The 23,097-nt window shown below is 41.6% G+C and carries 21 protein-coding genes and 1 riboswitch; of the genes, 3 read left to right on the forward strand and 18 right to left on the reverse strand.

The window, feature by feature from the left end; all coding sequences use genetic code 11:
• Window positions 1–18: 18 nt before the first annotated feature.
• The 8 genes from G509_RS0105020 to G509_RS0105055 all read right to left on the reverse strand — a co-directional run bounded on the left by G509_RS0105020 (window position 19) and on the right by G509_RS0105055 (window position 9,434).
• The gene (locus G509_RS0105020; protein ID WP_051199948.1) at window positions 19–1,962 is read right to left on the reverse strand and encodes a DUF3857 domain-containing protein; all 1,944 of its coding nucleotides are present in this window, start codon (window positions 1,960–1,962) and stop codon (window positions 19–21) included.
• A 1-nt stretch (window position 1,963) separates the two neighbouring features.
• Window positions 1,964–3,865, reverse strand: a complete 1,902-nt coding sequence (locus G509_RS0105025; RefSeq protein WP_026990525.1) for a DUF3857 domain-containing protein — start codon at window positions 3,863–3,865, stop codon at window positions 1,964–1,966.
• Between the two features lie 53 nt (window positions 3,866–3,918).
• On the reverse strand, window positions 3,919–4,371 hold the full coding sequence (gene dtd, locus G509_RS0105030; protein WP_026990526.1) for a D-aminoacyl-tRNA deacylase: 453 nt from the start codon (window positions 4,369–4,371) through the stop codon (window positions 3,919–3,921).
• Window positions 4,371–5,342, reverse strand: a complete 972-nt coding sequence (rsgA, locus tag G509_RS0105035) for a ribosome small subunit-dependent GTPase A (RefSeq protein ID WP_026990527.1) — start codon at window positions 5,340–5,342, stop codon at window positions 4,371–4,373. The genes dtd and rsgA overlap by 1 nt, the downstream gene beginning before the upstream one ends.
• Before the next feature lie 47 nt (window positions 5,343–5,389).
• The gene (locus G509_RS0105040) at window positions 5,390–6,475 is read right to left on the reverse strand and encodes a bifunctional 3-deoxy-7-phosphoheptulonate synthase/chorismate mutase type II (protein ID WP_026990528.1); all 1,086 of its coding nucleotides are present in this window, start codon (window positions 6,473–6,475) and stop codon (window positions 5,390–5,392) included.
• An 11-nt stretch (window positions 6,476–6,486) separates the two neighbouring features.
• A complete protein-coding gene (locus G509_RS0105045) occupies window positions 6,487–7,335 on the reverse strand; it encodes a prephenate dehydrogenase (RefSeq protein ID WP_026990529.1) in 849 nt (282 codons plus the stop codon).
• A gap of 126 nt (window positions 7,336–7,461) precedes the next feature.
• Entirely contained in the window at window positions 7,462–8,607 is a 1,146-nt protein-coding gene (locus tag G509_RS0105050; protein WP_026990530.1) for a pyridoxal phosphate-dependent aminotransferase, read from the reverse strand.
• Entirely contained in the window at window positions 8,607–9,434 is an 828-nt protein-coding gene (locus G509_RS0105055) for a prephenate dehydratase (RefSeq protein ID WP_026990531.1), read from the reverse strand. Before G509_RS0105055 ends, G509_RS0105050 begins: the two co-directional genes overlap by 1 nt.
• A gap of 308 nt (window positions 9,435–9,742) precedes the next feature.
• Between G509_RS0105055 and gldA the strand changes: the two genes are divergently transcribed.
• Window positions 9,743–10,648: a gliding motility-associated ABC transporter ATP-binding subunit GldA gene (gene gldA / locus G509_RS0105060; RefSeq protein ID WP_026990532.1), complete on the forward strand. Its 906-nt coding sequence runs from the start codon at window positions 9,743–9,745 to the stop codon at window positions 10,646–10,648.
• A gap of 287 nt (window positions 10,649–10,935) precedes the next feature.
• Here gldA and G509_RS0105070 read toward each other — a convergent pair whose 3' ends face one another.
• The 6 genes from G509_RS0105070 to G509_RS0105100 form a co-directional block, all read right to left on the reverse strand.
• Window positions 10,936–11,682 carry a head GIN domain-containing protein gene (locus G509_RS0105070; RefSeq protein WP_026990533.1) on the reverse strand — a complete coding sequence of 249 codons (747 nt, stop codon included), beginning with the start codon at window positions 11,680–11,682 and terminating at the stop codon, window positions 10,936–10,938.
• Window positions 11,683–11,686: 4 nt separating this feature from the next.
• The gene (locus tag G509_RS0105075) at window positions 11,687–12,787 is read right to left on the reverse strand and encodes an acyloxyacyl hydrolase (RefSeq protein WP_026990534.1); all 1,101 of its coding nucleotides are present in this window, start codon (window positions 12,785–12,787) and stop codon (window positions 11,687–11,689) included.
• Window positions 12,788–13,166: 379 nt separating this feature from the next.
• Window positions 13,167–14,123 (reverse strand): methylenetetrahydrofolate reductase [NAD(P)H], encoded by a 957-nt coding sequence (gene metF, locus G509_RS0105085; protein ID WP_026990535.1) that lies wholly within the window; start codon window positions 14,121–14,123, stop codon window positions 13,167–13,169.
• 92 nt (window positions 14,124–14,215) lie between these two features.
• Entirely contained in the window at window positions 14,216–16,960 is a 2,745-nt protein-coding gene (gene metH / locus G509_RS0105090; protein ID WP_026990536.1) for a methionine synthase, read from the reverse strand.
• Between the two features lie 3 nt (window positions 16,961–16,963).
• Complete coding sequence (locus G509_RS0105095; protein ID WP_026990537.1) at window positions 16,964–17,317, reverse strand: four helix bundle protein; 354 nt, start codon at window positions 17,315–17,317, stop codon at window positions 16,964–16,966.
• A 43-nt stretch (window positions 17,318–17,360) separates the two neighbouring features.
• On the reverse strand, window positions 17,361–18,362 hold the full coding sequence (locus G509_RS0105100; RefSeq protein WP_026990538.1) for a homocysteine S-methyltransferase family protein: 1,002 nt from the start codon (window positions 18,360–18,362) through the stop codon (window positions 17,361–17,363).
• Between the two features lie 185 nt (window positions 18,363–18,547).
• Window positions 18,548–18,655, reverse strand: a riboswitch (SAM riboswitch).
• 161 nt (window positions 18,656–18,816) lie between these two features.
• On the opposite strand from G509_RS0105100, the gene G509_RS0105105 reads away from it, so the two are divergent.
• Window positions 18,817–19,272 (forward strand): DUF6367 family protein, encoded by a 456-nt coding sequence (locus G509_RS0105105; protein ID WP_026990539.1) that lies wholly within the window; start codon window positions 18,817–18,819, stop codon window positions 19,270–19,272.
• A gap of 5 nt (window positions 19,273–19,277) precedes the next feature.
• Here the strand turns inward: G509_RS0105105 and G509_RS22745 are convergent, their stop codons facing one another.
• Both G509_RS22745 and G509_RS0105115 read right to left on the reverse strand, forming a co-directional pair.
• Window positions 19,278–19,799: a hypothetical protein gene (locus tag G509_RS22745; protein ID WP_131450704.1), complete on the reverse strand. Its 522-nt coding sequence runs from the start codon at window positions 19,797–19,799 to the stop codon at window positions 19,278–19,280.
• Between the two features lie 111 nt (window positions 19,800–19,910).
• Complete coding sequence (locus G509_RS0105115; RefSeq protein WP_026990541.1) at window positions 19,911–20,348, reverse strand: OsmC family protein; 438 nt, start codon at window positions 20,346–20,348, stop codon at window positions 19,911–19,913.
• 673 nt (window positions 20,349–21,021) lie between these two features.
• Here G509_RS0105115 and metK point away from each other — a divergent pair.
• Entirely contained in the window at window positions 21,022–22,272 is a 1,251-nt protein-coding gene (gene metK / locus G509_RS0105120) for a methionine adenosyltransferase (RefSeq protein WP_026990542.1), read from the forward strand.
• A gap of 132 nt (window positions 22,273–22,404) precedes the next feature.
• On the opposite strand, the gene G509_RS0105125 is transcribed toward metK, so the two are convergent.
• Both G509_RS0105125 and G509_RS0105130 read right to left on the reverse strand, forming a co-directional pair.
• Window positions 22,405–22,632: a hypothetical protein gene (locus G509_RS0105125; RefSeq protein ID WP_026990543.1), complete on the reverse strand. Its 228-nt coding sequence runs from the start codon at window positions 22,630–22,632 to the stop codon at window positions 22,405–22,407.
• A gap of 174 nt (window positions 22,633–22,806) precedes the next feature.
• Window positions 22,807–23,025 carry a hypothetical protein gene (locus tag G509_RS0105130; RefSeq protein WP_026990544.1) on the reverse strand — a complete coding sequence of 73 codons (219 nt, stop codon included), beginning with the start codon at window positions 23,023–23,025 and terminating at the stop codon, window positions 22,807–22,809.
• Between the last annotated feature and the right edge of the window lie 72 nt (window positions 23,026–23,097).

Raw genomic sequence — 23,097 nt, forward strand, 5'->3', positions numbered from 1 at the left:
GTGATTTAAGGAAAAATATTATGCTTTTTTAAGCACTATTTTTTCGTTTTGTTTTGCTATTATTATTTTAAAAAATTCTTTTAAAGTCTGATAGTGTTCCGGCATTACCGTGTGGTTAAATATCTCTAAAGTAGCTGCCAGCTGAATGTTGTTTCCGCTAAGTACAATGTTATACTTAAACGCACCTATTTTATTTTCCATAGTAATATCCATAGTTTTTGGCAACGACTCTATCACATATCCCTTTGGTATAGTTATAGTGATAAGAAACTTATTTTGCCTGGGGAAAGTAAAATCTACCGGATACTCCCGCGTTTCCTGCTTAAAAGTTTGTGCTATAGAAAAGTAAAGCATGGGGTTAAAATAAATCTTTTCGCCCATTACATCGGCAATTAGGCTGTTGGTAAATGTATACTCTTCTACCAAAGGATTTTCTGTATCTTGGGCATTGCTCATTTTATAGTCGTTTATAGCAATACCTTTAAACTGCCCTTCGAGCATTTCAAGATAATCAGCCTGCCCTGCCTTTGCAAAAACCTCGCGCATAACATAGGCACCGTGGTTAACATACTGGCTCCTGGTTTTGCCCTGCACAGTTCCGTCAGGGCTAATGGTTGCAAGCACACTTATCAGTTCTTTATTAGTTGCCTTAGGCATAAGGTCTATTGCCTTGCCGGTACCATCTTTTTTAATAAGCCTGCCCTGCCAGTTTAAATCTCTTAACGGTAAAATATCAGGCTCGGCAAATTTGCTTGTAGCATCCATTAAAACTGTTTTACCCTCTATTTCTGCCGCTGCTATTACATAATTATAAGCCTTATAGGTAGGAAAAACAGCAATACCATTATCTCTTGTGCTTACAAGCACAGGGTTGGCATCTAACTTGGCATACCTTAGCATTGCAACCAGCATAAGGTTAATTTCGGCAGCATTGCCGCCGCCTGTGTCATATGCTTTTTTAACACCATCGTTACAATAGTAACCTTCTTGCTCATTCCAGGCCATCCTGTTCTTTACAAAGCTAAATATGGCGTTTGCTTTTTCTTTATCTGTAGTAAGAGGTTTTATTAAAGGGGCAATTTCGTTATTAAAATAGGAGGTACGCCTAAGCTCCCAACCAAAATCGTCGTTCTCAAATATTTTTTTTACCACAGTTTCCCAATCCAGAGAAAATTGTTTCGTATTGGTTAAAAACTGTAACGATGTAAGCTCATGTTTTAAGGTACTTATATAATTATCTATATTGTTTACATACTCTTCATTTCTAAAAGCTTTTACGTTTTGGGCCGTGTAACAATTGTATTTATCTACCATGTCATTCTGCTTATTAAAAATAAGCTTTTGAGGGCCAATATCTACATCTGTATAGCCCGTTACATACGTATTGTAAGTAAAGGCAAGCGGCACATAAACATCATAACGCATGTTTTTTACCGGAATGTCGTACTGAAAATGCCAGTTTTGGAGATTTAAAAAATCAGGTGTAGTTATCTGGTACCTGTATTCTATTATACTGCCCTGCTTTACATTGGGCAGCGTAATTTTTTTTAGGGTAAAATCTTTATGAAGATGCTCAATAAATTCGCCATCGCTTTTTAAGGCCGTTTTTTCTATAACGCCATTAACAAGGTTATAGGTGTTGGCCTCTAAAAATACACCTTTGCCCGTATTGCTGCCCGAATAATATGCAATTGAAGCATTTGCCTTTTCAAGGCCTTCTTTTTTATAGATCTTAACGCGAACATACACCTCTGTTACCTGGCTCCAGAGGTAGGTGTTTTTTAATTCGTAATGTGTTTTGCCGGTGTAATATAGGTAAGCCGCTGCCGCCGAACTGTCTTGCGGGTGCACGTTCTCCAAAAGTTCGTTTACACTTACAGCCGGTATGGGTGGGATAGTGGCTTGCGAAAAACCCATATACCCCACCAACAGCATAATTAGCAACTGTAAATGTTTATGCATTTTAATTACTTTTTACCAGTACCACTTTTGCATTATCATTACGGGCTATTTTTTCTTTAAAAAGCCTGTAATTCTCGTATTCGCTGCTGGCATAGTAGCCCTCGTTAATAGTAAGGGTACGCTTGTAAAGCATTTTATTTGGGGCAAGCATCTGGTATTCGGTTGTATACTCGCCAAACTTATCGGTAATGATAATGTTTTCTGGCCTTGCTTCCATAGTAAAGCCTTCCGGCAGATTAATGGTAATCTCGTCCTGGTCAAAAAAGCCTTTAGCAATTTCAAACGGCATTTTGCGGCTGCGGTACCTTTGCGGAATGGTAAAACTCTGATTAAATGCATTAACGGCAAACATTACCTTATTGCCACTTTTATTGCAATAGCCCTCGGCCTCGATAGAAAGGTCTTCGGTAAACTCCTGGCTGCTGTCGTTATTTTGCAGTGCCATTTTTTTAAGCTTTAAGTTGTTAATGTTCTTAAAGCGGCTTTTATAAATCTTATCCAACTCGTCCGGAGACTGCGTCTCGAAAACAAACTTATCATCATATTGTAGGCCCTTAGACACTATTTGCACCGACCCGTTTATGGTACCTGCATCGGTAATATTGTAGGTGCCTTTACTTAGCTGCGTATTGCCTTTGCCCTCGTACACATGGGTACGCACTATATGGCCTTCGCCATTTTTTACAATAAGTGCCATACGGTTATCGGTAAAATCGCCCTGAAACCCAAACGGGTGTATCTGGCTGGTACACTCCAGCCAAACTAAGTCGCCTTTATAAGGTATAGCCAAGACAACGTGGTTGCCCTGCATGCTAACAAAATCTTCGCGAATATCGCGCCTGTTCCTATCGCCATAAATAACAGCGTAGTATGATTCTACCCCAACCACTTTAAGCAAAGCGCGGGTGTAGTTGCTAAGTGCCTTACAGTCGCCATAGCCCAGCCTGTCTACATCTTTGGCGGCCATAGGTTTCCAGCCGCCAATACCTAACTGTATACTTATATAGCGGGTCTTGCCCTGCACATATTTATATACAATTTTAGCTTTCTGAAAATCGTCTGTTTCATTACCCACAAGGGCTTTGATTTTGTTTTGCGTTTCTACAGGCAGTATATCGGTACCCGTTAGCAGGCTGTTATTCATCCAGGTACCAAGGGCTTCCCAACTTGAGGCCTCGCCATCTACACCTTCTAAATGAAATTTCTCTAATCCAAAAAGCACGTGCGGCCTTATTTTATATAATGATGGCGAATATTCTTCAGACCGTATAGCCGATACATTTTCGGCACTAAGGCTAAGGGTGTTGCCTGCCTCTGATTTATTAAGTACTACTTCGCCAAAATTGTAATCTTTATATTTAAAGCCCAAACCGGCCGGGTAAGTAATGTTTATAACCGATTTTTGCATGCTTGCAAACGGTCCTTCCATAGGCGACCAGGTGGGTAAAAATGCAGTGTTAGGTGTTTGCACCTCGCTGGTGTACACTAAAGTAAAAGGATACTGTACGGGGGTATAATCGAGGTATAATATCTTGTAATCTAAAACTTCAGACCCTTCTGAAAGCGAATGCTCTTTAAACTCTTTTCTTTTTATCTTTTTTATCTGTGTCCCCTCAGAATTGTAGACAAGTGCTTCAATAGATTTGATATCTCCGGGCTTGCTAAAAGTCTCAGATGCTTTCATATAAGTCAGGCCTAACTCATTTAAAATGGTTACAACACGCGTTGTTTTTATGTTCATCGAATTTCGTGACGAAATTACAATATCGGTCTGGTCAAGGCGTATTACCGCATTGGCGTTTTCTTTTAGTACATCGCTTATTCCGGTGGCCGAATAATTGTCTTGCGCAACAAGAGGCAACGTACAGAATAACAGCAAAAAGAGGGAGATTCTTAAAAACATGTTAAATTTTCTATTTTGGTCAAAAATAGTCCATTTAATTAGAAGTCAAAATTTTATTCCCTGTTTTTAGTATCAATTATCAGGGTTACAGGTCCATCGTTTAAAAGTGCTACCTTCATATCGGCACCAAACTGCCCGGTTTGTATTTTTTTGCCCAGTTCTGCCTCCATTTGTTGCACAAATGCCTCATAAAGAGGTATGGCAACTTCTGGCCTTCCGGCTTTAATATATGATGGCCGATTGCCTTTTTTGGTAAGTGCATGCAGTGTAAACTGGCTAACCACAATAATATCGCCGCCGGTTTCCTGAACCGAGAGATTCATAACACCATCGGCATCGCCAAAAATCCTGAGTTTCGCAATCTTGGCCGTAAGCCAGTTGATATCTTCCTGAGTATCGGCATCTTCTATACCCACCAATATTAAAAGCCCGCCGTTAATATCGGCAACCTTCTGGCCTTCTATAGTTACCGATGCTTCGGTTACACGTTGTAATACCGCCTTCATTATTCTTCCATATCAAGGTTTTTGCCTTCGCCGTAAATATCAGTACGGTAATGCTCGTCTTCGCCTTCCAGCATTTGCAGGTACGAACGGTAGCGCGACCAGGCAATTTCATCGGTATCTAACGCGGCTTTTATAGCGCAATGCGGCTCGTCTTTATGCAGGCAGTTGTGGTATTTGCATTGGTCTTTAATGGCAAAAAACTCCGGAAAGTAATGCCCGATCTCTGGCTTTTCCATATCTACCATGCCAAAACCGCGGATACCCGGGGTATCGATAATTTTGGCACCAAAATCAAGGTCGAACATCTCTGCAAAGGTGGTGGTGTGCTGCCCCTGGCTGTGTTGTACCGATATTTTTTTGGTTTTGAGGTTAAACTCCGGCTGAATGGTGTTTACCAGTGTGCTTTTACCCACACCCGAATGGCCCGAGAACATACTTACGTTATCCTTCATCTCGGCTTTAAGTTCTTCGATACCCTCTAAAGATTCCGATGATACCCTTAAGCACTTATAGCCAATACGTTCGTACACAAACTGAAGGTACAATTGCTCATCGCTTGTTGCCTCATCAAACGTATCTATTTTATTGAATACGATAATGGCCGTAATACCATACGCCTCTGCCGTAACCAAAAAACGGTCTATAAAACTGGTTGTAGTTGGCGGATTGTTTATGGTAACCAGTAAAAATAGCTTATCTATATTACTGGCAATAATGTGCATTTGCTTAGACAGGTTAACCGATTTACGCACAATATAATTTTCGCGCTCCTGTATGTTGGTAATAATTCCGGTTACGGTATCGGTTGTTTCCTCCAGATCAAAGTCAACAACATCGCCTACCGCAACCGGATTGGTACTTTTAATGCCTTTTATGCGCAATTTGCCCTTTATACGGCATTCGTATGTAGTGCCTTCTTCCGTTTTTACGGTATACCAGCTTCCTGTAGATTTATACACCAATCCTGTCATACGGCAAAGATAAGCAGTTTAACCAATGTATCAAGCACCAAAATACCTTACTTAGTGTTAATGATCTTTTCCTGGTGGCTGATGCTTTCCTGGTGTATGGCCTTAAAAATATCTACAATAAAATCCTGGCTCAGGCCTTTTTCTGCGCCCTGTGCCGTCATTTTATCCAGTATCTCGTTCCAGCGCCTGTTTTGTAAAACGGCAACGTTAAACTCTTTTTTAAGCGAACCTATTTGCCCGGCAACAGCCATTCTTTTACCTAATATCTCGATTATTTTATTATCAAAATCGTCTATATTAATACGCAGGGTAGCCATTTTGCTGTCGTAATCATGCCCCTGGCCGGTTTCTTTACGCACCCTAAGGTCTTCAAATATCTTTTTAAGCGTGGTTGGCGTTACCTGCTGTGCGGCATCGCTCCATGCATTATCAGGATCGGTATGCGTTTCAATAATCAGTCCGTCGTAATTAAGGTCTAATGCCTGCTGGCTTACTTCCTGAATCATATCTCTACGACCGGTAATGTGGCTCGGGTCGCAGATAAGCGGCAGATCAGGGAATTTATTCTGCAATTCAATGGCCAGCTGCCACTCCGGAATGTTTCTGTACTTGGTTTTTTCGTACGTAGAAAACCCACGATGAATTACTCCCAGTTTTTTAATACCTGCATTGTACAAACGCTCTACCCCACCCAGCCAAAGGGCTAAATCCGGGTTTACAGGGTTTTTAACCAATACAATTTTATCGGTTCCGGCAAGGGCATCGGCAATTTCCTGAACCGCAAACGGGTTAACGGTAGTACGTGCGCCAATCCACAATACATCTATATCGTGCTCTAAAGCCAGTTTAACGTGGGTAGCATTAGCCACCTCTGTAGCCATAAGCAGGCCGGTTTCGGCTTTAGCCTTTTGCAGCCATTTTAGGCCTATGGCGCCAACCCCTTCAAACCCACCCGGGCGGGTGCGCGGTTTCCAGATACCGGCGCGGTAAATGCTTACATCGCTGTCTTTAAGCTCGTGGGCTATTTTTAAAACCTGCTCTTCGGTCTCGGCACTGCATGGGCCGGCAATTACCAAAGGGTGGTCTAACTTAAATTCGTCTAACCAGGTGCGGAGTGCTATATTGTTTTCCATAATTCTTCTTTTTAATTTATTCCGTTTAAAATATTTTTTATCCTGTTGGTGTTTTCCATTTCTTCAAACATGCCGTTGTAGTCATCATTTTCAAGCAGCTGCTGAAAATTCTGTAAATTGGCTATGTACTGCTGCAATGCCTGGCTTACATTACTTTTATTTTCTTTAAATATCGATGCCCATGTGGTAGGAGAGCTCTTGGCAAGCCTTACGGTACTTGCAAAACCACTACCGGCCATATCAAAAATATCGCGCTCGTCTTTTTCTTTTTCAATAACTGTTTTACCCAGCATAAACGAGCTGATGTGCGACAGGTGCGATACGTAAGCAATGTGCGTATCGTGCGAAACGGGATCCATGTACCTGATGCGCATTCCCAGTGCTTTAAACAGTTCCAGCGCTTTTTCCTGAAGCTTAAAGGCTGTTTTTTCTACCTCGCAAATAATGTTGGTCTTGCCGCTAAACAACCCGTGTATGGCTGCCGATGGCCCCGAAAACTCGGTACCCGCAATAGGGTGCGTAGCGATAAAATTACGCCTTCGCAGATGATTTTCTACCGATTTGCAAATGGCGACTTTAGTAGAACCGGCATCAAAAACTATGGTATTCTCGCCTATATAGTTAAGGATATCCGGCAAAATTTCAGATAATGTATTAACCGGCACCGCAACAATTACCCAGTCGGCATCTTTTAGGTCGTCTAAAACTGCGGCGTGACTTATAAGCCCCATGAGCAGGGCCTCTTCCACGTGCTTCTCATTGGCATCCATACCGCAAAGTACCGCCTCAGGGTATGCCTTCTTAATATCCAGCGCCAACGACCCGCCTATTAATCCTAATCCTATTACGTATACTTTCATTTTGTTGTTCTTGGTTGCCCTTTTGGTTGTTGATTGATAGTTGTTGGTTGCCGGCCTCACCACTATAACTTATGACTTTGCTACTTTGTTACTTTGGTACTCTGCTACTCTGTAACTTTGCTACTTTCAAAACCGATTAATTGCCTCCGTTATTACTGTTTCATCAGCGCAAAGCGAAAAGCGTATGTAGCCCTCGCCGGCAGTGCCAAACACCGTACCCGGCGTTAAAAAAATATGTTTATCGTACAAAATGGTATCTACATAAGCCTCGGCATTATCAATCCCTGCCGGAAGCTTGGCCCACACAAACAAACCGGCCGTCTCTTTATTATACGTACAGCCCAACAAATCGGCCAGCTTAAAAATAAGGTCGCGGCGGCGGGCGTACACTTTGTTAAGCTCAGTAAACCATTCAGCTCCGCTTTGCAGGGCGGCAATAGCCCCTTTTTGTATGCCGTAAAACATGCCGCTATCCATATTGCTCTTTACTTTTAGCACGGCATCAATAAGTTGCGCGTTACCCATAACCATACCCACACGCCAACCGGCCATATTAAAGGTTTTGCTAAGCGAGTTGAGTTCCAGCGCCACCTCTTTAGCACCCTCTATCTGAAAAAGCGACAGTTGTGCATCGTTAAGCACAAAGCTGTATGGGTTATCGTTAACCAACAGTATATTATGTTGTATTGCAAAGTCCACCAGTTTTTGAAACATTGCCCTGCTGCCCTTAGCACCCGTAGGCATGTGCGGGTAGTTGACCCACATTATCGTTACCCCTGAAAGATCCTGCGCTTCTAAAGCCTCAAAATCAGGCTCCCAGTTGTTGGTTTCTGACAGGTTATAAAACACCGGTTCAGCACCCACTAATTTAGTAGCCGAGGTATAGGTTGGGTATCCCGGGTTGGGGATAAGCACTTTATCGCCCTCGTTTAAAAACGCCATAGATATGTGCATTATGCCTTCTTTACTGCCCATAAGCGGCAAAATCTCGTTAGCCGGGCTAAGGCTTACGCCGAAGTGATTGCTGTAGAATGCTGCAATTGCCTCGCGCAGTTCGGGCAGGCCCTGGTAGCTTTGGTATTCGTGGGCTTTGGCATCGGCCATAGCGCTGCTAATAGCCGCTATAACCGCCTCAGATGGTGGCAAATCGGGGCTGCCAATGCCCATATTAATTACTTTTTTACCGTCGGCTACCATTTGGCGCACTTCACGTAATTTACCTGAAAAGTAGTATTCTTTTACTTCATCAAGCCTTTTTGCAGGTGCTATCATTATGCTTTTCCTTTTTTGTATTCGCCCAGCACTTTAAAGTGGGTAGTCATTAATTCTACTATCGCCTTTGCTTTTTCGTAATGCTTATACTTCTCAAAAGTAACATCCACAAAAAAAGAATATTTAAACGGTGTCTCGGCAATAGGCATACTCTGTATCTTAGTAAGATTCAGCTTGCAGTTGTTCATTACATTAAGCACTGTTGCCAGGCTGCCGGGGGTATCATCCAGCTCAAATTTAATCGATGCTTTATTGATCTCTTCTTTAGGTATGGCCTTGTTTTGGGTCTTGATAATTACAAAGCGCGTCTGGTTATTTTTTATGTTATGGATGCCCGCTGCCAGTATGCTTAGCCCAAACATTTGCGCTGCAATAGGGCTACCCACTGCGGCTATACCTTTAAGATTGCCTTCGCGGATAAGGCGGGCACTTTCGGCGGTATCGGCGCTTTCCACCAGTTTAATATCGGGGTATTTTGCAAAAAACTCACTACATTGCAACAGGGCCATAGGGTGCGAGTGTATCTCTTTTATATCGGCTACCGTTTGGCCTTCCAGAGCCATAAGATTCATGTGGATGTTTAAAATATGCTCGCCTATTATGTGCAGGTTGTTGTGGTCTATAAGGGCATAGTTAGGGATAATAGATCCTGCTATGCTGTTTTCGAGCGCCATAATGCCAAGGCCTGTACGGCTTTGCACAAGGCTTTGCACCAGCACGGGAAATGACATACACTCTTCCAGCGTTACATCATCACCAAAATATTCGCCTGCTACCTGATGGTGAAACGACCCCTTAATTCCCTGTATTGCAATTTTTGTTTCCATACGTTTTAGGCAAAAAAAAATCCCGATTTACATCGGGATTATATCTATTGTTTTAATTTCTTTTAAAGTTCTTATACAACAATACAACCCCTGTCCTCGTTCCAGAAGAAATAAAAATAGGTGTTAAAAAATACTGTCGTGTTCATTTTGCGTATTGCTATTTGGCTAAAGTAGTAATTTTTTTAATTCAACCTAATATTGTACGATTATTTTTAACAAGCCATGCTAAAATATTTTTTAGTGCGTTTTAAATGCACGATTGTGTGCATCGTGTTTTTTCTTAGTATTTTTGCTTAAAATAAGTTACTATGTCAATAGAGGTTAAGGATATTTCTAAAAGTTATGGCGAGCAAAAAGCCTTAGATGCTGTTTCGTTTTCTATAAAAAGGGGCGAAATTGTGGGTTTCCTGGGGCCAAACGGTGCCGGTAAATCGACACTGATGAAAATCCTGACCACTTATATTAATGCCGATACCGGCGAAGCCCTGGTTAATGGCAACGATGTAAATGCGCAGCAAAAGGCCGTGCAAAAATCGGTTGGGTACCTTCCGGAGCATAATCCGCTTTATTTAGACCTGTATGTGCGCGAATACCTTGCCTTTAATGCCGATGTATATAAGGTGAAAAAAGACCGTATAGAAGAGGTTATACAGCTTACGGGACTTACACCAGAAGCTCATAAAAAAATTGGCGCACTCTCTAAAGGATACCGTCAGCGTGTGGGATTGGCCTCTGCTTTGCTGCACGACCCCGAAGTTCTTATTTTAGATGAGCCTACCACCGGCCTTGACCCTAACCAACTGGTTGAAATACGCGAGCTGATTAAAAACATTGGTAAAGACAAAACGGTTTTTCTTTCTACACACATTATGCAAGAGGTTGAGGCTATTTGCGACCGTGTTATCATTATCAATCACGGAAAGATAGTGACCGACAAGAAACTTAAAAACCTGGTTAAGGATACCAAACTGGAACAAATTATTGAGGTTGAATTTGATAAGGCTGTGGCCGAAGCGTTACTGCTTACTATACCTAATTTAACTGCTGTTAAAAATACACGCGCCAATAACTGGGAGCTTACTTTTGATACAGAAACTGATATGCGCCCTGCCTTATTTGACTTTGCCCACGATAACGGACTTAAAACTTTACAGCTTAGCCTGAAAAACAAGAACCTGGAAAGTGTGTTTAGGGAAATGACTAAAAAGAAATAATTATGTGCGGAGGAGCGTTACCCTGGTGGAAAGAAGAATTTGACAAGGATAAAGAGAGCACTGATAAAAAACCCGAAGACGACATTCCTACCAAGGAAAGTAACGATAGTTGCGGGTAAAGATTATGCACTTTTTACATACCATCATTGCGAGGCACGAAGCAATCTCATAATTATTAATCTCCATCCTGAAAAAGATTTCTCCTGTCATCGAAATGATATACCGCATGTCATTCCGAATGAAGCGCAGCGGAGTTGAGGAATCTCAACTACTAAAACATAACAAAACTACTCATAAACCACACTACCCGTATAAACCTTTTCTACATCTACTATTGGCGGATTGCTTTTTAGTACTAAGTTACCGGTAGATAAAAGCTTGCCTGTTACTTCCTGCTGTGGCCGTGCAATAATATCGTTACTGCTTCTATGAAAAATAGTCAGTTTTTGGGCTATCAGATCCAATCCTTCAAAACGGGCATCGCCGGCATAAAAATTAATATTCAGGTTTTCTACGGCGCCTGAAATTACATAATAAGCCGACTGGTTATCTTCTATAGTCAGGTTTTCGCAGTTTACTTCCAGTTCAAAAGTACCCGACGCCGTTTCGTTAAAAATACCCGATTGCAATGATAGCGTTGGAAATGTCAGCACCCCATCTGACTTTACAGCAAACTGCGATGCAGAGTATATTTTTTCTAAATGCGGAGTAGTTACATATACCGTTGTGGTGTTATAATCGTGCACCCAGTTGCAATTGTTAGCGTTGGTTAGGTGCAGCTCTGTACCTATAACCTCAGCGCTAATATACTCCATTATATTATCGCCGGTTTTTACGGTAACTTTTTGTTCAGGCCCTTCGGTTATTACCAATTCTATACCTACAGATAAATATATGGTAGTAAAATCGGTTACCGGTACATCATACACGGTAGTTGCTCCCGCAGTACGTATACACTCGTTTGCACTCTCGCTATTACAGCCTGTAAAAAGCTGCAGGAATATCATCAATAGTATCAGTCGTAATTTATTCATATTATTATAGTCTAATACCCAGTCCAAACTCCATTACCTCTGCCTTAGCGCCGTGTGTTTTTAACCCTACCGATGCAAACACATAATCTGCAATATAATATTTTAAGCCAATACGCTCGTAAAGCCTTCCGGTAGAATTAAAAGGCGAATACACATAATAACCCACCTGGGCTTCGGGCGCAAGCCTGTCCATTCGCAATTCGTAGCCCGCAAAAAGACCTATTTTACGGTAATCTTTACTGCCATCTACATTCAGTTCAGGGTAAGCTATAGACTGGTAACGAATGTATTCTTTAAGGTAACGCGCCCAAAACACATCTACCCCCAACTGATACGTACTGTGCTTGCTAATACGCTTATCTGCGTACAAACCTAAAGCGTAGTAGGCTTTCTGACCACTGCCAATAACATCGCTCTCGTTAAAGCCACCCCTAAATACCGCGTTGAATTTTACAGGCTCTGTATAGGTTGAATCGGCTGCATCTAATGCGGTTTCGTAAATATTGGTTTCTTTCCTGTTAAAGGTATAATTAACCCCAAGGTTTATGGCTAATGTATTGGTGCTGGTGTTTGGCGCACGCATGCTGGCATTAGAGTGGTGCACCATCATAAAGCCCGCCTGCACCCCTAAACCCTGCCAAATATCCTGCTTGTTGTAGTTTAGCATAAAATACGTAGACGGCATAAAGTGCACACCATAGGCATAGTTTCTAAAGTTGGTTTGCTTATCGTACGGGTTGGTATTGTAGGCAATACCCTGCCCTACCCTAAACATTATATTGCGGTTTAAAAAGTAAAAGCTGTAATGCCCGTAAAGGCCGTACATTTCGCCCAAAGCCTGGTTTTTCATATCCTGATAGTGAAAAGACACCCCATAATCAGGAAAATTGAATACTGATTCGCACTTGGCGGCACCAAACGTTTTACGGTTAAAACTTATTATTGTTCCCTCCGGATGCTCTGTAATAAGGTGCTGGATAGATTTACGGTGCGGAATTATATTACCGTAAAAATAATTGACATCTACAGTGTAACTGCCTTCAGGTTTATCCTGGGCAAAAAGCAATGCGGGAAAAAGGAGTAATAGAAAGTAAAAGTGCCTCATTTTACGGTTTGAAGCGGCAAATATAAAAGAAATGAATTTTAAACAATTCGTATATTTGTAAAAAGCTTACAGAATGAAAGTTATTTTAGATATTAAAGACAATAAGGCAAAATTTATCATGGAATTACGGAATGAGTTCGCTGCGTTTGTTAAAACAAAACAGCAAGCCCTGATAAAGCTAAAATAATGGAAGATTTAGCCGATTCTGCTAACGAAGTACGCCTGCATAAGTAAGGAAGTTAGAATTAAAATATGCAGAAGATTTTATTAGCACAACATTTCTGACAAGGAATTGAAAGAAATATTAATAGCTTAGAATTATAACAAAAGCCCCAATAGTTACGCTATTAGGGCTTTTGTTATAATATAGAAAATCCGATTAAAATATCTCTTTGGCTATAGCTTTGATGTTGTCGGGCTTACCCATGCTGTAGTAGTGCAGTACCGGTATGCCGGCCTTAACCAACTCTTTACTCTGGGCAATACACCATTCTATACCCACCTGTTTAACGGCATCGTTGTCTTTGGCACGAACCACATCCATAATAAGGTCGTCAGGAATATCTACCTTAAAACGGTGCGGAATAAGGTTTAACTGCTTTTTAGTAGCTATTGGCTTAAGTCCCGGTATTATTGGCACCGTTATACCCTCTTTACGGCATTTTGCCACAAAATCAAAAAACTTCTGGTTATCGTAAAACAGCTGTGTAACAATATATTCGGCGCCATTTTTTATTTTTTGTTTAAGGAAATAAATGTCGCTATCCATACTTGGCGCCTCCATGTGCTTTTCCGGATAACCGGCTACACCAATACAAAAGTTAGTAGCCGATGTATTTTGCAAATGATCGTCCAGATAAATACCCTTGTTAAGGTTAGCCACCTGTGTAACCAGCTCGGTCGCAAAATTATTGCCTTCGCGCTCCGGCTTAAAATACATCTCGCTTTTAACGGCATCTCCCCTTAAGGCTACTACATTCTGGATGCCTAAAAAGTCAAGGTCTATCAAAAAGTTCTCAGTATCTTCTTTGGTAAAGCCCCCGCAAAGTATGTGCGGAATAGCATCTACCTGGTACTTATTCTGTATAGCCGAACAGATACCCACCGTACCCGGGCGTTTTTTAACTACCTTTTTTTCCAGCAGGCCATTTGGCAGCTCTTTATATTCGTACTCTTCGCGGTGATAGGTAACATCTATAAACGGCGGATCGAACTCCATAAGCGGATCGATACTATCAAAAATAGACTGTATATTTTGCCCCTTTAACGGAGGCAGTATCTCAAAAGTAAACTGTGTTTTGCCGTTGGCGTTTTCTATATGTTCGGTTACCTTCATTTCGTTAGTTGTTGGTTGCCGGTTGTTGGTTGTTGGTTAAGAATTACTGACTGAGGAAGTCCAGCAACTGTTAACCAACAACTAACAACCAATTAATCTGCTATATTAGGGTTAAGCCATTTTGTGGCCATTTCTGTTGATATGCTGCGTCTTTTGGCGTAGTCTATAACCTGGTCTTCTTTTATTTTTCCGAGGCCAAAGTACTTACTTTGCGGATTACCGAAATAATACCCCGATACCGATGATGCCGGCCACATGGCAAGGCTTTCGGTTAGGGTTACACCTATTTGTTTTTCTACATCCAGCAATTGCCAGATGGTGTTTTTTTCGAGGTGATCGGGGCATGCCGGATATCCGGGAGCCGGACGTATACCTGCGTATTCTTCTTTAATAAGGTGCTCGTTGCTAAGGTGCTCATCGGCAGCATAACCCCAAATTTCTTTACGGATTTTTAAGTGCAGGTATTCGGCAAAAGCCTCTGCAAGGCGGTCGCCCAAAGCCTTAACCATAATAGAATTGTAGTCGTCGTGCTCTTTCTCAAACTCGGCAGCCTTTTCGTCTACACCAAAACCTGTGGTAACACAAAATGCGCCCATATAATCGGTTTTGCCGGTATCTTTAGGGGCAATAAAATCGGCCAGGGCAATGTTGGGTGCGCCTTTTGTTTTTTGCGACTGCTGGCGAAGCGTTAAGAACGTTACCTTCTTTTTACCATTCTCGTCGTACAATTCTATATCATCATCATTAATTTGCGATGCAGGAAAAACACCATAAATACCCCGCGCTTCGAGCCAGTTTTCTTCCAGCATCTGCACCAGCATTTTTTGGGCATCGGCAAATAAAATCGTGGCCTGCTCGCCTACCACCTCATCGGTTAAAATGGCAGGATATTTACCATGCAGGTCCCATGTTTGAAAAAATGGCGTCCAGTCGATAAACTCAACCAACTCCGCCGGTTTAGGATATATGGTTTGTATGCCGATTGTATTTGGCGTAACAGGCGTAAAAGCATCCCAATCGAGCTTTAACTTATTACGGCGGGCATCTTCTATATTAAGGAAATTCTTATCGCGCGAGCGGTTAAGGTAACCTTCTCGAAGCGTATCATATTCGGCGCGTATTGTTTTGGTATAATCGCCTTTGGTAGCCCTATTAAGCAGGTTACCCGCTACGGTTACCGCACGGCTTGCATCATTAACATGCACAACGGTTTCGCGGTATTGTGGCGCTATTTTAACAGCAGTGTGTGCACGGCTGGTGGTTGCCCCACCTATCATAATAGGGATGCTAATATTAAGCTTATCCATTTCTTTGGCCAGGTACACCATTTCGTCGAGCGACGGCGTTATAAGTCCGCTAAGCCCTATAATATCTACCTGCTCTCTAACAGCAACTTCTATAATTCTTTCGGGTGGCACCATAACACCAAGATCGATGATCTCGAAGTTATTACAGCCCAGCACCACAGCCACAATGTTTTTACCAATATCGTGCACATCGCCTTTTACGGTTGCCATAAGCACCTTACCGGCCGATGAGCCTTTGCCCTTACCCTCTTCTATAAAAGGCAACAGGTAAGCCACCGCTTTTTTCATTACACGAGCTGACTTAACCACTTGTGGCAAAAACATTTTACCGCTACCGAAAAGGTCGCCCACTACATTCATACCCGTCATAAGGTTAATTTCTATAACCTCAATAGGTTTAGAGGCTGCAAGGCGTGCTTCCTCTATATCCACTTCTATAAATTCGTCTATACCGCGTACAAGGGCATGCGTAAGCCTTTCCTGTATCGATAAGGCACGCCATTCCTGGGCTTGTTTTTCGGTAACTTTTGGCCCGCCTTTTACATTTTCGGCAAATGTAAGCAGGCGTTCGGTAGCATCGTCGCGCCTGTCGAGCAGTACATCTTCTACGTGCTCCAATAATTCTTTGTCAATGTCATCGTACACCTCAATCATCTCAGGGTTTACAATACCCATATCCATACCGTGCTGAATGGCGTGGTATAAAAACGATGAGTGCATGGCCTCGCGTACCTTATCGTTACCCCTGAAGGAGAACGACACGTTGCTTACCCCACCACTTACGTGGGCATAGGGCAGGTTTTCGCGAATCCATTTTGTGGCACGGAAAAAGTCGACTGCATTTTGGCGGTGTTCTTCCATACCCGTTGCCACGGGAAATATATTAGGGTCGAAAATAATGTCCTCGGGCGGAAAGCCCACCTTATCTACAAGAACATCATAACTTCTTTTACAAATATCAATACGCCTTTGGTAGGTGTCGGCTTGCCCGGATTCGTCAAAAGCCATAACAATAACGGCAGCACCGTAGCGCTTAACTTTTTTGGCGTGGGCAATAAAATTCTCTTCGCCCTCTTTAAGGCTAATTGAGTTAACAATGCTCTTGCCCTGGGCCACTTTAAGGCCGGCCTCTATAATTTCCCACTTAGAGCTGTCTATCATTAACGGCACACGGGCAATATCGGGCTCAGAGGCTATAAGATTAAGGAAGGTAGTCATGGCATGCACGCCATCCAGCATCCCCTCGTCCATATTAATATCAATAATCTGGGCGCCACCATCTACCTGCGCACGCGCAATATCCAGGGCTTCTTCATATTTTTCTTCCTTTATAAGACGAAGAAATTTACGCGAGCCTGTTACATTGGTACGCTCTCCAATATTAACGAAATTAGTCTCAGGGGTTACTATCAATGGCTCAAGGCCTGATAATTTTAGGTAACGGTTGTTGGTTGTTGGTTGTTGGTTGCCAGACACTCCCTTTCCTGATTGGTTGTTGGTTGTTGGATCTAAAAAATCATCTATCGGCATTCTCTACAGCTTTTTATAATAATTGATAAATCCATTCAGTAACCTTTTACATGATTGTATCAATTCGAAAATTGAATTGAATTGAATTTCGTTTAAATATTTTTGATCTAAAGCTATAAAGCTTTGAGTTTCTAATTCATATAACGAACCACGTGAAATGTGGAGAAAATTTATAGTGTCTTTAGAGGTCTGCCTACCACAACCTTCGGCAATATTGGAAGGTACAGATACGGCACAACGCCTGATCTGATTTGTTAAACCGTATATTTCTTCTTTGGGAAAATATTTTGAAAACTCGTATATCATATTTGTCAACCTCCTGGCTTCAAGCCAAACATCTAATTTTGTATAATCCATTTTAAACCGAAAACTATTTATGCACAAACTAATCTGACAACCATCAACTAACAACCGGCAACTGCCTTGGTTGGTATTGTTCAGCTACTTCGGCTATAAGCCTTATGTGCTCTGGCGTTGTGCCGCAGCAGCCACCAATTATATTGATAAGGTTATCATCCAAGTACTCTTTAATAAGCACCTGCATTTCTTCGGGGGTTTGGTCGTAGTGCCCAAAAGCGTTGGGAAGCCCTGCATTTGGGTGTGCCGAAACACTAAACGATGTATTGTGTGCCAGCCTTTTAAGGTACGGTTTAAGCTGATCTGCCCCCAGGGCACAGTTAAAGCCTACACTTAATAGCGGAATATGCGATATTGATATAAGGAAAGCCTCTACCGTTTGCCCACTAAGGGTTCGGCCAGAAGCATCGGTAATTGTACCACTAACCATAATAGGGATATCGATACCTAATTCGTCTTTTACTTCCTCTATAGCATAAAGAGCCGCTTTGGCATTAAGGGTATCAAAAATAGTTTCTACGAGCAGTACATCGCAACCGCCATCAATCAGCGCTTTTACCTGCTGTTTGTAGGCTACAAGCAAATCGTCGAACGTGACGGCACGGTACCCGGGGTCATTAACATCGGGGCTCATGCTGGCTGTTCTGTTGGTGGGGCCTATAGATCCGGCTACGAAGCGCGGGCGCGATGGGTCTTGCGCTTCAAACTCATCGGCTACTTCGCGGGCAATTTTAGCCGACTCGTAATTTAACTCGTAAACTATATCTTCAAGGTGATAATCGGCCATACCAATGGTAGTGCCAGAAAAAGTGTTGGTCTCAACAATATCGGCACCGGCTGCAAAATACTGGCGGTGCACATCTTTAATAGCTTCGGGTTGGGTTAGGGTAAGTAAATCGTTATTACCCTTTAACGAATGCGGAAAATCTTTAAAGCGTTCGCCTCGAAAATCTTCTTCAGAAAAATTGTAGCGCTGCAGCATGGTACCCATTGCCCCATCGAGCACGAGTATACGGTTATTAAGCGCGTTGTATATTTTAGACATAGCAAGTCAGGTTTAAAGTTTCAGGTTTCAGGTTACCCCAAACCGTAAATTACACGGACAAAAAAGCTATAGCCAAAAAACTGACCTTCGGGTTATGAGCCCGACGAGCTAAGATTGAACGGTTCTGTTCTATTGTATGTATGTCATCATGAAAATTAGGAGAGAAATAGCGAGAACTATTTCTTGAGTTATCTATCTGCGCGTGTGCGTAGTAGAATTTAGCACCTTCTTTAAAGTTTAAAGGGTTGCTAAGGCTTCATAGGGTCTATTCCCTCTGCCTTTCGTGATAACATATCATTGTGTAAAAGAACGTTGCAAATTTATGCAATAATTTGCAAGAATGCAAATTTGTTTTTAAAGGCAATTGTGTGGCGGTTAATTCGTAAACTTGCACCTAAATGTAACGGGCATTACCATTACATAACTGCTGATTAATCAATCCTATCCAAAAAAAATGAAAACATTTAAATCATACCTTAATGCCTCTTTAGCCGAAGACCGTAACCAGTTTCATATAATTGTGTTAGGTGATGCAACTCAAATAGAGAATACTGACGAAAGCACATGGGTTACCAGCGGCATTAAAGATTACTGGAAAAGGGTTGAAAAACCAAACGCCGACAGCGATTTACTGCATGTGCACATGGCAAGAAAAAAGCACGTAAACACCATATTAAGAAAGATATCGTGGCACGTTAACGGCTTTAAACACGATAAGCTGGCTTTTAACAACAACCTTAATGGTGTAGAAACCGCCCGCACTACTGCCAAAGCTGTTTTAAATTTGCCTGCCGATAAAGCGCTGGAACTTGTACCTAACGAAAATGCCCCTGCACTTTTAGCCGGTGTAGACTACCTGCCCAACAAATGCAAAATATTTGTTTTTAAAATTACAGATAGCGCAGCTTAGTTAGCCTACACCAATTCCTTAATCTTTCCGGCAACGTCTAAAATAGCATCGTATACAGCATCGGCGGCAGCCTCTTTATCCTGAAAGCCGGTGCGTATAAAGCGGTGGGCAAGGCCACGGCTGTCTGCCAGAAACTTTATACCCTTCTCAAAACTGTCGGGTAAAAACGGCAGGCTCTCGTTTATAGATACAATGCTAAAGCCGGTACGCAACAGCTCCGGATACTCGGCCGCAAGGGCGGCACTCGGGGTGGCATCTACCGCTATAAGGTTCTGCAAATCGTTATCTATTACATATTCCAACACATCGTCGAGCTTAAAGGGTATAGCAAATTGTATAAAGTTGGCCTCCCAGGCATAATCGGCTCCCTCCTTCTCAAAAAAGGCAACCGTGCTGTTGGTTATTACCGGAAAGCGCAGTTGTACTGCATTGGGCAGTGCCTTTTTGCTGCCTTTTACTACTTTATTTATCAGGGCACTGCCGGTATTACCTATACCAAACAGCACTATATTAATTATCTGGGGCATATTTTCTTGTTTTTTTTTAAATTTTAAACTTTTTAAAAGAAACTGCCTTTGTTGCCGAGACAAAGGCAGCTCTAACCAAACAAACAAACTAGAACAAACTATAAACTATCTTTAATTTACGGCACTATAATCTTTATATAAATTAAGGTTTACGGGGGTGCTGTTAACCAGATTATCGTAAACAGGGCTCCTAAACTGCACCTCTTTTATCCATCGTTGCAGGGCTTCTAACGGTGCGGCGGCGGCTGGCTTAAGAGTAATTTCGATACTATTAAAGCCCGGCCTTTGTGTTGCAGATACCGTATTAAGGCTGCCGGTAATTTCTATTTGCAAAGACCGTAGCTTAATACCCAGCTCTGCGGCTACCAGCTGCCCAAGGGCATTGATACAGCCTGCAAAGCCTGCCAGTATATATTCGTACGGATTGGGCCCACCCAACTCCGGGAATTTTGAGTTCTGGTTTATCCGCAAATCGGTGTTGAGTGTTTTTACTACAAACTGGCTGTTGTTGCCGGTGTAGCCAAGTACATTGATGTTTTGAGATTTCATGATGTGCATTTTTTTTGGTTGATGATAGAACTGGCTGTAAACAAAAAAGGCCTTTTAGTATGTTACCAAAAGACCTTTGTATCTAAAATATAAACTAAGATTACGTTGCCCGTTTTGGTAATTGCATATACAGCATCTGCATCATCCACGATGATGAACAAATGACCTGTTTACAGCAATTATTTACGGTTGAAATTCTCATTTTTTAATTATCTCTTTTTATAGTAACAAAAAAGCCCCTGCGTTTATTGCAGGGGCTTTGATTTTATATTTTGGTAATTTTTAAAATCATGCAATAGCAGCCCCTGCGGAAGGTTTCCACATCGAAAGGACGCACTGACAAATATTAAAATTCATAACTGACTTATTTTGAATAACAAACTTCGGAACTATTTTTTACATAGCCAAAATTATTTTAATTTATTTTTCGGCTTTTATTTTACCCATGCATAATATCCCCATTTTGAGAATAAAGGAATTGTATACAAATGGTTAAGTAAAAAAAAATGATAGCGCATTTTTTATTCCAATAAGGTTTTATACCTTTGCCCAAAATATATTAGAGGAAAGATTTGTACTGATTGCAACCTCAAAAAAAAATGCTAAAGCAGGACTTCCCTCCCTTTAGCTGCGTTGCAACCTCTTTTCTCTACTAAAATTATAGACTATAACTATGGCATATTTATTTACGTCAGAGTCAGTAAGCGAAGGACACCCTGACAAAATAGCTGACCAGATCTCGGATGCACTGATTGACAACTTTTTAGCATTTGATCCTGAATCTAAAGTAGCTTGCGAAACCTTGGTAACTACCGGACAGGTAATACTTGCAGGCGAAGTTAAATCTAAAACCTACCTTGATGTGCAAACTATTGCACGCGATGTTATTAGAAAAATTGGCTACACTAAAAGCGAATATATGTTTGAGGCCAACTCTTGTGGTGTGCTTAGCGCCATACACGAGCAGTCTCAGGATATTAACCAGGGCGTAGACCGCCAGAACAAAGAAGACCAGGGCGCAGGCGACCAGGGTATGATGTTTGGTTATGCCACTAACGAAACCGAAGAGTATATGCCATTGGCACTTGCCCTGTCTCATAAACTGTTACAGGAGCTGGCTGCCCTTAGGCGCGAAAATAACGAGATTACCTATCTTCGCCCGGATGCTAAGAGCCAGGTAACTTTAGAGTACGATGATAACAACAAGCCTGTGCGCATTGATGCTATTGTGGTTTCTACACAACACGACGATTTTGATGATGAGCCTGCTATGCTGGCCAAAATCAAGAAAGATATTATAGAGATACTAATACCAAGGGTAGTTAAAAGCAACCCTGCCTATGCCCATTTATTTAACGATAAAATTGAGTACCACATTAACCCAACCGGTAAGTTTGTTATTGGTGGGCCACATGGCGATACCGGCCTTACCGGCCGTAAAATTATTGTAGATACGTATGGTGGCAAGGGTGCCCACGGCGGTGGTGCATTTTCGGGCAAAGACCCAAGTAAGGTAGACCGTAGTGCGGCTTATGCTACACGCCACATTGCAAAAAACCTTGTTGCTGCGGGTGTGTCTGAAGAAATTTTGGTACAGGTATCGTATGCTATTGGAGTTGCCAAGCCAATGGGTATTTACATTAATACTTACGGTACAAGCAAACTTAACCTTACCGATGGCGAAATTGCTAAAAAAGTAGAGGTGCTTTTTGATATGCGCCCTTACTTTATAGAGCAGCGCCTTAAACTGCGTAACCCTATTTATAGCGAAACTGCTGCTTACGGACACATGGGCCGCAAGCCAGAGGTTGTTACCAAAACGTTTACTGCCCCTAACGGCGACACTAAAACACTTGAGGTAGAATTATTTACCTGGGAAAAACTGGACTACGTAGAGAAAGTAAAAGCTACTTTTGGATTATAATTTTCGGATGTTATGATATTGAAAAGGAGATGCTACGGCATCTCTTTTTTTGTTTGTGCATTTAGCCAACGGGCATAAAAAAAAGGGATCGTTATTGTAAACGATCCCTTTTTTTTTTAAAAGCTTCAGTACTTATTCAGCATCTAAAAAAACCGATTTAAATGCATCGTTAAGCTGGCCTTTTATATCTTCTGGCACATCTTTTCTTGGAAAAAGTAAAGCAGGCAGGTCATTAGCAGATTTACCTATAATAAAAACTTTAGAAAGTGTTTTACCCCTAAAAAACTCTACGTTATTGTCGCGAATCTGGAGTGTAAGTGAACTGAAATGCTCTCTCTTTTGCTGAAAATCTGTTGCCATAATGAGTGTATAATTTATAATACTGCAAATATAGCCTTTTTCTATGGATTATTTACGCAAATATAAGCTTAGTCTATAGCAAGTTAAAAATATCATAAAAGCAATTAATTTATCAAAAATAAAATGGCCACTTACTACTAAGTGGCCATTTTGTACTATCTCTAAAAACGGTTTCTACAAGAACACCGTTTTAAATGCTTCGGTAAGTTTATCCGTAATATTTTTCGGAGTATCTTTTTTTGCAAAAATAAGTGTTGGCACATTATCTTCGTTCTTGCCTATGCTGTATACTTTAGCAAGTGTTTTGCCTCTAAAAAAGTCAAGGTTCTCTACCCTTATTTTAAAAGCAAGCGAACTAAATTGTTCTCTTTTTAGCTGAAAATCTGTAGCCATAATATTCTTATTGAATTGATTCTCAACAAATATAATGTTTATCTATTGCAATAGCTATTTATTATAGATATA

The sequence above is a fragment of the Flavobacterium subsaxonicum WB 4.1-42 = DSM 21790 genome, from assembly GCF_000422725.1.
Lineage (GTDB): Bacteria > Bacteroidota > Bacteroidia > Flavobacteriales > Flavobacteriaceae > Flavobacterium > Flavobacterium subsaxonicum.

What these genes read in the sequence shown, in the direction of transcription:
- G509_RS0105020 (WP_051199948.1), bottom strand. Translation starts at nt 1,962, where the DNA reads ATGCATAAACATTTACAGTTGCTAATTATGCTGTTGGTGGGGTATATG.
- G509_RS0105025 (WP_026990525.1), bottom strand. Translation starts at nt 3,865, where the DNA reads ATGTTTTTAAGAATCTCCCTCTTTTTGCTGTTATTCTGTACGTTGCCT.
- dtd (WP_026990526.1), bottom strand. Translation starts at nt 4,371, where the DNA reads ATGAAGGCGGTATTACAACGTGTAACCGAAGCATCGGTAACTATAGAA.
- rsgA (WP_026990527.1), bottom strand. Translation starts at nt 5,342, where the DNA reads ATGACAGGATTGGTGTATAAATCTACAGGAAGCTGGTATACCGTAAAA.
- G509_RS0105040 (WP_026990528.1), bottom strand. Translation starts at nt 6,475, where the DNA reads ATGGAAAACAATATAGCACTCCGCACCTGGTTAGACGAATTTAAGTTA.
- G509_RS0105045 (WP_026990529.1), bottom strand. Translation starts at nt 7,335, where the DNA reads ATGAAAGTATACGTAATAGGATTAGGATTAATAGGCGGGTCGTTGGCG.
- G509_RS0105050 (WP_026990530.1), bottom strand. Translation starts at nt 8,607, where the DNA reads ATGATAGCACCTGCAAAAAGGCTTGATGAAGTAAAAGAATACTACTTT.
- G509_RS0105055 (WP_026990531.1), bottom strand. Translation starts at nt 9,434, where the DNA reads ATGGAAACAAAAATTGCAATACAGGGAATTAAGGGGTCGTTTCACCAT.
- gldA (WP_026990532.1), top strand. Translation starts at nt 9,743, where the DNA reads ATGTCAATAGAGGTTAAGGATATTTCTAAAAGTTATGGCGAGCAAAAA.
- G509_RS0105070 (WP_026990533.1), bottom strand. Translation starts at nt 11,682, where the DNA reads ATGAATAAATTACGACTGATACTATTGATGATATTCCTGCAGCTTTTT.
- G509_RS0105075 (WP_026990534.1), bottom strand. Translation starts at nt 12,787, where the DNA reads ATGAGGCACTTTTACTTTCTATTACTCCTTTTTCCCGCATTGCTTTTT.
- metF (WP_026990535.1), bottom strand. Translation starts at nt 14,123, where the DNA reads ATGAAGGTAACCGAACATATAGAAAACGCCAACGGCAAAACACAGTTT.
- metH (WP_026990536.1), bottom strand. Translation starts at nt 16,960, where the DNA reads ATGCCGATAGATGATTTTTTAGATCCAACAACCAACAACCAATCAGGA.
- G509_RS0105095 (WP_026990537.1), bottom strand. Translation starts at nt 17,317, where the DNA reads ATGGATTATACAAAATTAGATGTTTGGCTTGAAGCCAGGAGGTTGACA.
- G509_RS0105100 (WP_026990538.1), bottom strand. Translation starts at nt 18,362, where the DNA reads ATGTCTAAAATATACAACGCGCTTAATAACCGTATACTCGTGCTCGAT.
- G509_RS0105105 (WP_026990539.1), top strand. Translation starts at nt 18,817, where the DNA reads ATGAAAACATTTAAATCATACCTTAATGCCTCTTTAGCCGAAGACCGT.
- G509_RS22745 (WP_131450704.1), bottom strand. Translation starts at nt 19,799, where the DNA reads ATGCCCCAGATAATTAATATAGTGCTGTTTGGTATAGGTAATACCGGC.
- G509_RS0105115 (WP_026990541.1), bottom strand. Translation starts at nt 20,348, where the DNA reads ATGAAATCTCAAAACATCAATGTACTTGGCTACACCGGCAACAACAGC.
- metK (WP_026990542.1), top strand. Translation starts at nt 21,022, where the DNA reads ATGGCATATTTATTTACGTCAGAGTCAGTAAGCGAAGGACACCCTGAC.
- G509_RS0105125 (WP_026990543.1), bottom strand. Translation starts at nt 22,632, where the DNA reads ATGGCAACAGATTTTCAGCAAAAGAGAGAGCATTTCAGTTCACTTACA.
- G509_RS0105130 (WP_026990544.1), bottom strand. Translation starts at nt 23,025, where the DNA reads ATGGCTACAGATTTTCAGCTAAAAAGAGAACAATTTAGTTCGCTTGCT.